The following is a 6,793-nucleotide window of genomic DNA, read 5'->3' on the forward strand; positions in this document are numbered from 1 at the left end:
AGTCTGATTATTAAGCCCCAACCGTTTCGTCGGGAGCCTGTGGATTACGAGTGATGTACATAGCATCCCCGTAGCTAAAGAAACGATACTGCTCTGCCACCGCGCTCTGATAGGCCGCCATGGTATTTTTGTAACCGGCAAAGGCCGACACCAGCATGATCAGCGTGGATTCCGGCAGGTGGAAGTTGGTGATCAGCGCGTCAATCACCTGATAGTGATAGCCTGGATAGATGAAGATTTGCGTGTCGTCGAAGAACGGTGCAATCAGCGCATCCTGGCTGGCCTTGGCAGCACTCTCCAGCGAACGCACCGAGGTCGTGCCCACGGCAACCACTTTGTTGCCGCGCGCTTTACAGGCCATCACCGCATCCACTACGTCCTGCGGCACTTCCGCGTACTCAGAGTGCATGATGTGGTCGTTGATATTTTCAACGCGCACCGGCTGGAAGGTGCCCGCACCGACGTGCAGCGTGACAAACGCCATCTCGATGCCTTTGGCGCGCAGCGCGTCCAGCAGCGGTTCGTCAAAGTGCAAACCGGCTGTCGGGGCGGCAACGGCCCCTGGACGCGCGCTGTAGACGGTTTGATAGAGTTCGCGGTCTGCTTCTTCATCTGGACGATCGATATACGGCGGCAGTGGCATATGGCCAACGCTGTTCAGAATATCCAGCACTGCGCGATCGTCAGCGAATTCGATTTCAAACAGCGCATCGTGACGCGCCACCATGGTGGCTTTCACGCTTTCGTCATCGCCCAGCAGCAATTCCGCGCCGGGCTTCGGCGCTTTGGATGCACGGACGTGCGCGAGTACCCGCTTATCGTCCAGCATGCGCTCAACCAGCATTTCGATTTTTCCGCCGCTGGCTTTACGGCCATAAACACGCGCGGGGATCACGCGGGTGTTGTTGAACACCAGCAGGTCGCCCGGATTCAGTTTATCCAGCACATCGGTAAACACTTCATGGCTTAACGCACCACTCGGGCCATCCAGCGCCAGCAAGCGGCAACCGCTTCGCTGCGCCTGCGGATAGTGGGCGATCAAGGATTCCGGCAACTCAAAAGCAAAATCGGCTACACGCATGCATCACTTCTTTCAGGACTCAAAAAACAGGCGGCATAGTTTAGCGGAAAAGCGGCAAATTCTGAACAACTGGCTGCATCTCTGTGATTTTGCCTATAATGAGCAATGAACTTTCTTGCTCACCTCCACCTTGCACAGCTGGCTGACAGCTCCCTGCTAGGCAATCTGATGGCCGACTTCGTGCGCGGCAACGTGCAATCGCAATGGCCGGAGCCCGTTGTGGCGGGCATTGCCATGCATCGTCGCGTGGATGTACTCACCGATAACCTGCCCGAAGTGCGGGAAGCACGGCAGTTTTTCCGCGCCGAAACGCGTCGCGTCGCCCCCATTACACTCGACGTCATCTGGGATCATTTCCTCGCCCTGCACTGGGACAAGCTGCACCCGACACAATCGCTGATTGATTTTACGGCGGCGGCCGAGGGAGAAATCCTGCCGCAGCTCCCCGGCACACCGGAAGGGTTCATCGAATTGAATGCGGTCATGTGGCGTGAGCGCTGGTTCGAACACTACGCCGAACCGACGCGGCTGGCACGGGTGCTCAATGGCATGGCACATCGCCGCCCCCGCCTGGCCGCCCTGCGCGACTCTTATCAGGATTTCGTTGATCATTACTCGCAACTCGAACCGCTGTTCTTCCAGTTCTACCCGCGCCTGATGGCAGCCGCCCGCGCGCAGCAACTCTGAACCTTTTTTTCACAATCCCGGCATTTCCCCCCCTTGCCAGCCGCAGCCATCTGCGGCTTAATGAAACCTTCCTTAACTTTTGTTAAGTCTGTCACACTGCTCTGTAACTGCTGGTCACTTAAGCGCTTTTCGGTCGCCATTAATGGCACCCCTACCATGACATTGCTTGTTTTGCGCGGGGAGCGCATTGATGCGCACCGGACAGACCATGTTTTTTGTTGCGTAAGTGCCCAACATTCACAGCCTGAATGATTAGAGGGAAAGATGTCATCAGCTACGCTAACCGAACTTGATGCGCGTTATCACTTCGCCTGTGATGTCGCTAAAACTGCAGCCAGCCGCGCTTTATCCTGGTATCAGCAGCGCCATCAACTGGTGATTGAGCATAAAAAGGATTTACAGGACTTGGTCAGCGAAGCCGATCGCAACGTCGAAGAGCTGGTGAAACACCTGATTCACGAACGCTTTCCCGAGGATGCCGTGCTCGGCGAAGAGAGCGGTGGCGAAACCGCAGGCGCGCGCTTTATCTGGGTGATCGATCCGATTGATGGCACCAGCAGCTTTCTGAACGGGCTTCATAACTGGTGCGTGTCGCTGGCGATTGTCTGTGAAGACGAGCCAGTCATTGGTGTGGTGTGCGATCCCAACCATCATGAAACCTTTCACGCCTGCCGTGGCAAGGGCGCTTGGGTCAATGAGAAGCGCATTCAGGCGCACAGTGCCCAGCATCTCAACCAGGGCGTTCTCGGTTTAAGCAGCTCCAATAGCCAACCCATTGAACCGCTCACCGCCTTTATTGGTGGGCTACTCTCCCAGGGCGGCATGTTTATCCGCAACGGTTCCGGTGCCTTGATGAGCGCGTGGGCCGCCGCGGGCCGACTGATTGGCTATTATGAAGCACACATGAACCCCTGGGACGGATTACCGGGCATCGTATTAATGCGCGAAGCGGGCGGCCAGACCAATGACTATCTCAGTCATCACGGGCTGCAACACGGCAATCCGGTGCTACTGGCCAATGCGGTGATCTATCCGCAGCTCAAAGCCCTGCTACCCGATCATCCCTCACTGTGAATTTGATACGCCCTGCCCTGCTGATCTTGTTGGGGTGGATGGCTTTGCCGGTCCACGCAGAAGAGCATTATCAATTGGAAAAAGTGGTAGAGATCAGCCGTCACGGCGTTCGGCCGCCAACGCCAGGTAACCGTAAAGAGATTGAAGCCGCCACTGAACGCCGCTGGCCACAGTGGCACACTGCGGATGGTGAACTTACCGCTCACGGTTATGCGGCAGTGGTCAATAAAGGACGTTGGGAAGGCGAACATTATCGTCAATCAGGCCTGTTGGACGCGGGTTGTCCCAATGCCCAGCAAATTTATGTTCGCGCCAGCCCATTGCAACGTACACGAGCAACAGCGGATGCGCTGGTCACCGGTGCCTTTGCCGATTGCCACGTCCAAGTTCATTACGTTGAGGGAGGCAGCGATCCGCTTTTTCAGAGTGATAAATTCCCGTTTGCCCAACTCGATCCCGCCAAAGAGTATGCCGCGGTTGCCGCCCAGGCAGGTGATTTGACAGCATTGCAGCAGCGCTTACAGCCCGCAATCCAGCGATTAAAGCAAGCGGTGTGCGATTCGGACTGCGCTTTCTTTGATCGTCCATGGCAGCTAAAGCAAACCAGAAGCGGCAGTACCTATGTTCAGGGATTAAGCGTGCTGGCGAGTATGGTCGAGACGTTGCGCCTCGGCTGGAGTGAACATCTGCCGTTCAACCAGATCGCGTGGGGGAATATCACCACCTCCGAGCAAATCAGCGCACTGTTGCCGCTGCTGACTGCCAATTACGATCTCAGCAATGACGTGCCCTATATTGCGCAGAAGCGCGGCTCCATTTTACTGGATGCAGTATTAAGCAGCTTAGAAGACAGCGACAACACTCCTGATACCCGCTGGCTGCTGCTGGTCGCGCATGACACTAATATCGCCATGCTCCGCACGCTGATGGGCTTCAACTGGCAATTGCCAGGTTACGCACGCGGCAATATTCCACCGGGTGGCAGCCTGGTGTTTGAGCGCTGGCGTGATACGCAAACCCATGCTCGTTTCCTGCGCATCTACTTTCAGGCGCAAAGTCTGGATGGTTTACGGCAATTAACGCCGATTGATGATGCGCATCCGTTATTACGAGAAGAGTGGCATCAGGGAAATTGTCACTCGACGTCGGTGGGTGAGCTTTGCCCTTATCAATCTACTTTGCAGCAATTACGTGCCGCCATTGATCGCAGCGCACTCAGCAAGGTGACTTACCCCAATTAGCGTTAGCATACTTAAGCTCAATGCATAACATCGACTCATTCCTGGCGGCGTAACGATTCAGCGTCGTAATCATTAATTACCGTTCAACCTGCGATTATTCTAATTTTTTTTCGCCATGCTTTTTCTGCGATGAAAAGGCGTATCCTGACGACGTCAATCATCCCTTAGTCATACCCCTTTTTCTCCTTTGTAACTTTTTTCGGCGACAGGATGCGCCGATTTATTTTTAGTGCCAGGTAAAACTAAAAATAAACATTCACTTTTGGGTTTTAACTATGACTGCGAATACTCCCCACCGCTATCGGGCGGATATCGATGGCCTGCGTGCCGTTGCCATTATCTTAGTTGTGTTATTCCATTCCGGTGTCACCGCGTTAAAAGGTGGCTTTATTGGTGTTGATCTGTTTTTTGTTATTTCTGGCTTTCTGATTGGCGGTATTATTAGCAAGGACATATCTGAAGGACGCTTCTCCTTTTATCAATTTTATCTGCGTCGTATTCGTCGTATCGCCCCCGCGCTGTTCTTCATGATGGCAATATTACTGCTGCTCGGGTTTATGTTGTTATCACCGCTTGAATTCAGCCAACTCGCTAAATACAGCGTGGCGGTGTTTATCTCCGTTCCCAATATGCTATTAATTAAGAGCGGTGATTATTTCAGCATAGATTCCGATCTGAATCCGCTGTTAATGACCTGGTCACTGGGTATCGAGGAACAGTTCTATATCGCACTGCCGTTTATTCTGCTGCTGGCGGTGCGACTCAAACAATCCATGAGCCGTGTAGTGCTGGTGTTGAGTCTGGTTTCTCTGGCCGCCTGCATCTGGGTCACCGCTTTTGCCAGTACCCACGCCTTCTATCTGCTGCCTACACGCGCATGGGAACTTGGCGCTGGGGTGTTACTCGCGTTGTGGAAGCCGCAGCCTGTCACAGGCCGCGCGGGCAGTTTACTCAACCTGTTCGGGTGGCTGTTGATTATCGCGGCCAGCGTGATGATCAACAGTGACGATCAATTCCCTGGTTGGGTAGCCGCCATCCCCGTTCTGGCGGGCTGTTTGATGATCGGTGCCCACAGTGAACTTAACCAGTTACTGTTAGAAAATCCGCTGATGCGGTTCATCGGCAAAGTCTCTTACTCGTGGTATTTGTGGCACTGGCCGCTGCTCAGTCTTGCCCGCATTTGTAGTGACAATCCGCTGACCGTTTGGCAAGGCCTGCTGATCAGCACCCTGGCGCTCGGCATTGCCTGGCTCTCCTGGCGCTTCATCGAACAGCCCTTCCGCCAGGCTCGAACGGGTACGCGTTGGGTGATCCCCAGTTACTGTGCTTCTTCAGTGATAGCAGCAGGCGCCATGGTACTGCTGTGGCAAACCGGCGGCATGAAATCACGTGTCAGTGAGTTAGTGGTAAACGCCGATAGCTGGAAAATCTCCGCGCAGCGTAATCCTTGCCTGTTGAGTTATGGCGCTAACCTGCCATCCCGACTGACTGAGTGCCAACCCAAAAGCGATCGGCCGGGTATTGCTCTGATTGGCGACAGCCATGCCGCCGCCCTACGTGATTCAGTGTCCCGTTACGCGCTGCGTCAGGATAAGCCGCTGTATCAGTTGACTAAAGCCTCCTGCCCGTTCCTGATTGGGGCGACACGCGTGGTTAATCAGGTGCCCGACCATGCGCAACAGTGCATCAACTTTAATCAGGCCGTATTGAAGATGGTGATGAGCGATAAGATAGATGAAGTGGTGATCAGCGCCTATTGGGCTTCGGGCATGAGCCTGCTGCCCGGCGCGGGATTCCGTGAAACAGGGCATCCAGAGAAGGGTAACCTGGAAGCACTGCAGGCTGGCATGGACCGGGTGATCGCTCAGTTAAAACAGGCCGGGAAGAAGATTACGGTGATCGAGGACGCACCGTCGGTGGATGTCGATCCGCTGCGCTACAGCAATAACCGCAATATGCCGATTCGCCGTGAGTTAAGTGCCTGGCTAGGAAAGTGGGAAGCACCACCGTTGTTAAGCGAGCGCACTAGGCTGTTCCAGTTCCCGGAAGAAGCGGTAGAGAAACTGCTACAGGCGTACAAGCAAAAGGGCGTACGCGTGCTGTCTCTGCGCGAGAATCTGTGTAATGAACAAGGATGCATGATTACCAGTGGTGGATTGCCGCTCTATTACGACAATAACCATTTGAGCCCGGCAGGTGGGGATATTGCATTAGGGAAGAATTGGTGACGTCCTGATGCGCACTTAAATCAATAACACACCCCTCACATTTGTAGCATCGCCATTCATGGCTTAATGCTCGTCAGTTAAGAACTCAGTTGCTGATTGATAAGTGGCCTTTCTTTTCTGTGCGGGCTCTGCCGCCACTACTGCCCCCTCAGGGCCGTCCTCGCGCCGCTACGCGGTACCTTCGACTTCCACGTCGTGCCGGACGGACCGTTCGCGGATGACCATCCATGGTCGGCCGCGAACTGCCCCACGCCTCCCCGCGTGGGGCTCCTGGCCCAACGTAAAAGTCTCAGCGCTGCGGATAACCCTGAGGGGGCAGCAGAGGCGTCATCGCCTCACGCAATGTGCCCTTTTTGACAGCACGCACTGAAGCTCATGAGCTGGCTGGGGCCGCACCGGGGCTGGCATTCCGCAGCGCTGAGCTGAGCGAGTATGCCAGGAGAGCCCGCAGGACGCGGGCGAAAGGTGGCGCTGGAACATGG

At 55.0% G+C, this 6,793-nt stretch carries 5 protein-coding genes; 4 read left to right on the top strand and 1 reads right to left on the bottom strand.

What is annotated here, in order from left to right; translation table 11 throughout:
- Window positions 1-10: 10 nt before the first annotated feature.
- A complete protein-coding gene (gene queA / locus PSSD_RS18450; protein WP_058973212.1) occupies window positions 11-1,081 on the bottom strand; it encodes a tRNA preQ1(34) S-adenosylmethionine ribosyltransferase-isomerase QueA in 1,071 nt (356 codons plus the stop codon).
- A gap of 105 nt (window positions 1,082-1,186) precedes the next feature.
- Between queA and PSSD_RS18455 the strand changes: the two genes are divergently transcribed.
- The 4 genes from PSSD_RS18455 (at window position 1,187) to PSSD_RS18470 (ending at window position 6,311) form a co-directional block, all read left to right on the top strand.
- Window positions 1,187-1,768 carry an ACP phosphodiesterase gene (locus PSSD_RS18455; protein WP_039330000.1) on the top strand — a complete coding sequence of 194 codons (582 nt, stop codon included), beginning with the start codon at window positions 1,187-1,189 and terminating at the stop codon, window positions 1,766-1,768.
- A gap of 264 nt (window positions 1,769-2,032) precedes the next feature.
- Window positions 2,033-2,842, top strand: coding sequence for an inositol monophosphatase family protein (locus PSSD_RS18460; RefSeq protein ID WP_058973213.1), 810 nt, complete (start codon window positions 2,033-2,035; stop codon window positions 2,840-2,842).
- A gap of 38 nt (window positions 2,843-2,880) precedes the next feature.
- Window positions 2,881-4,083 (top strand): histidine-type phosphatase, encoded by a 1,203-nt coding sequence (locus PSSD_RS18465; protein ID WP_058973215.1) that lies wholly within the window; start codon window positions 2,881-2,883, stop codon window positions 4,081-4,083.
- A gap of 275 nt (window positions 4,084-4,358) precedes the next feature.
- A complete protein-coding gene (locus PSSD_RS18470; RefSeq protein ID WP_058973214.1) occupies window positions 4,359-6,311 on the top strand; it encodes an acyltransferase family protein in 1,953 nt (650 codons plus the stop codon).
- Window positions 6,312-6,793 lie beyond the last annotated feature (482 nt).

It is taken from the genome of Type-D symbiont of Plautia stali (assembly GCF_001485335.1).
Taxonomy (GTDB): domain Bacteria; phylum Pseudomonadota; class Gammaproteobacteria; order Enterobacterales; family Enterobacteriaceae; genus Pantoea; species Pantoea vagans_C.

Coding starts and splice junctions, on each gene's coding strand:
- PSSD_RS18460 (WP_058973213.1), top strand. CDS start 2,033: ATGTCATCAGCTACGCTAACCGAACTTGATGCGCGTTATCACTTCGCC.
- queA (WP_058973212.1), bottom strand. CDS start 1,081: ATGCGTGTAGCCGATTTTGCTTTTGAGTTGCCGGAATCCTTGATCGCC.
- PSSD_RS18455 (WP_039330000.1), top strand. CDS start 1,187: ATGAACTTTCTTGCTCACCTCCACCTTGCACAGCTGGCTGACAGCTCC.
- PSSD_RS18465 (WP_058973215.1), top strand. CDS start 2,881: ATGGCTTTGCCGGTCCACGCAGAAGAGCATTATCAATTGGAAAAAGTG.
- PSSD_RS18470 (WP_058973214.1), top strand. CDS start 4,359: ATGACTGCGAATACTCCCCACCGCTATCGGGCGGATATCGATGGCCTG.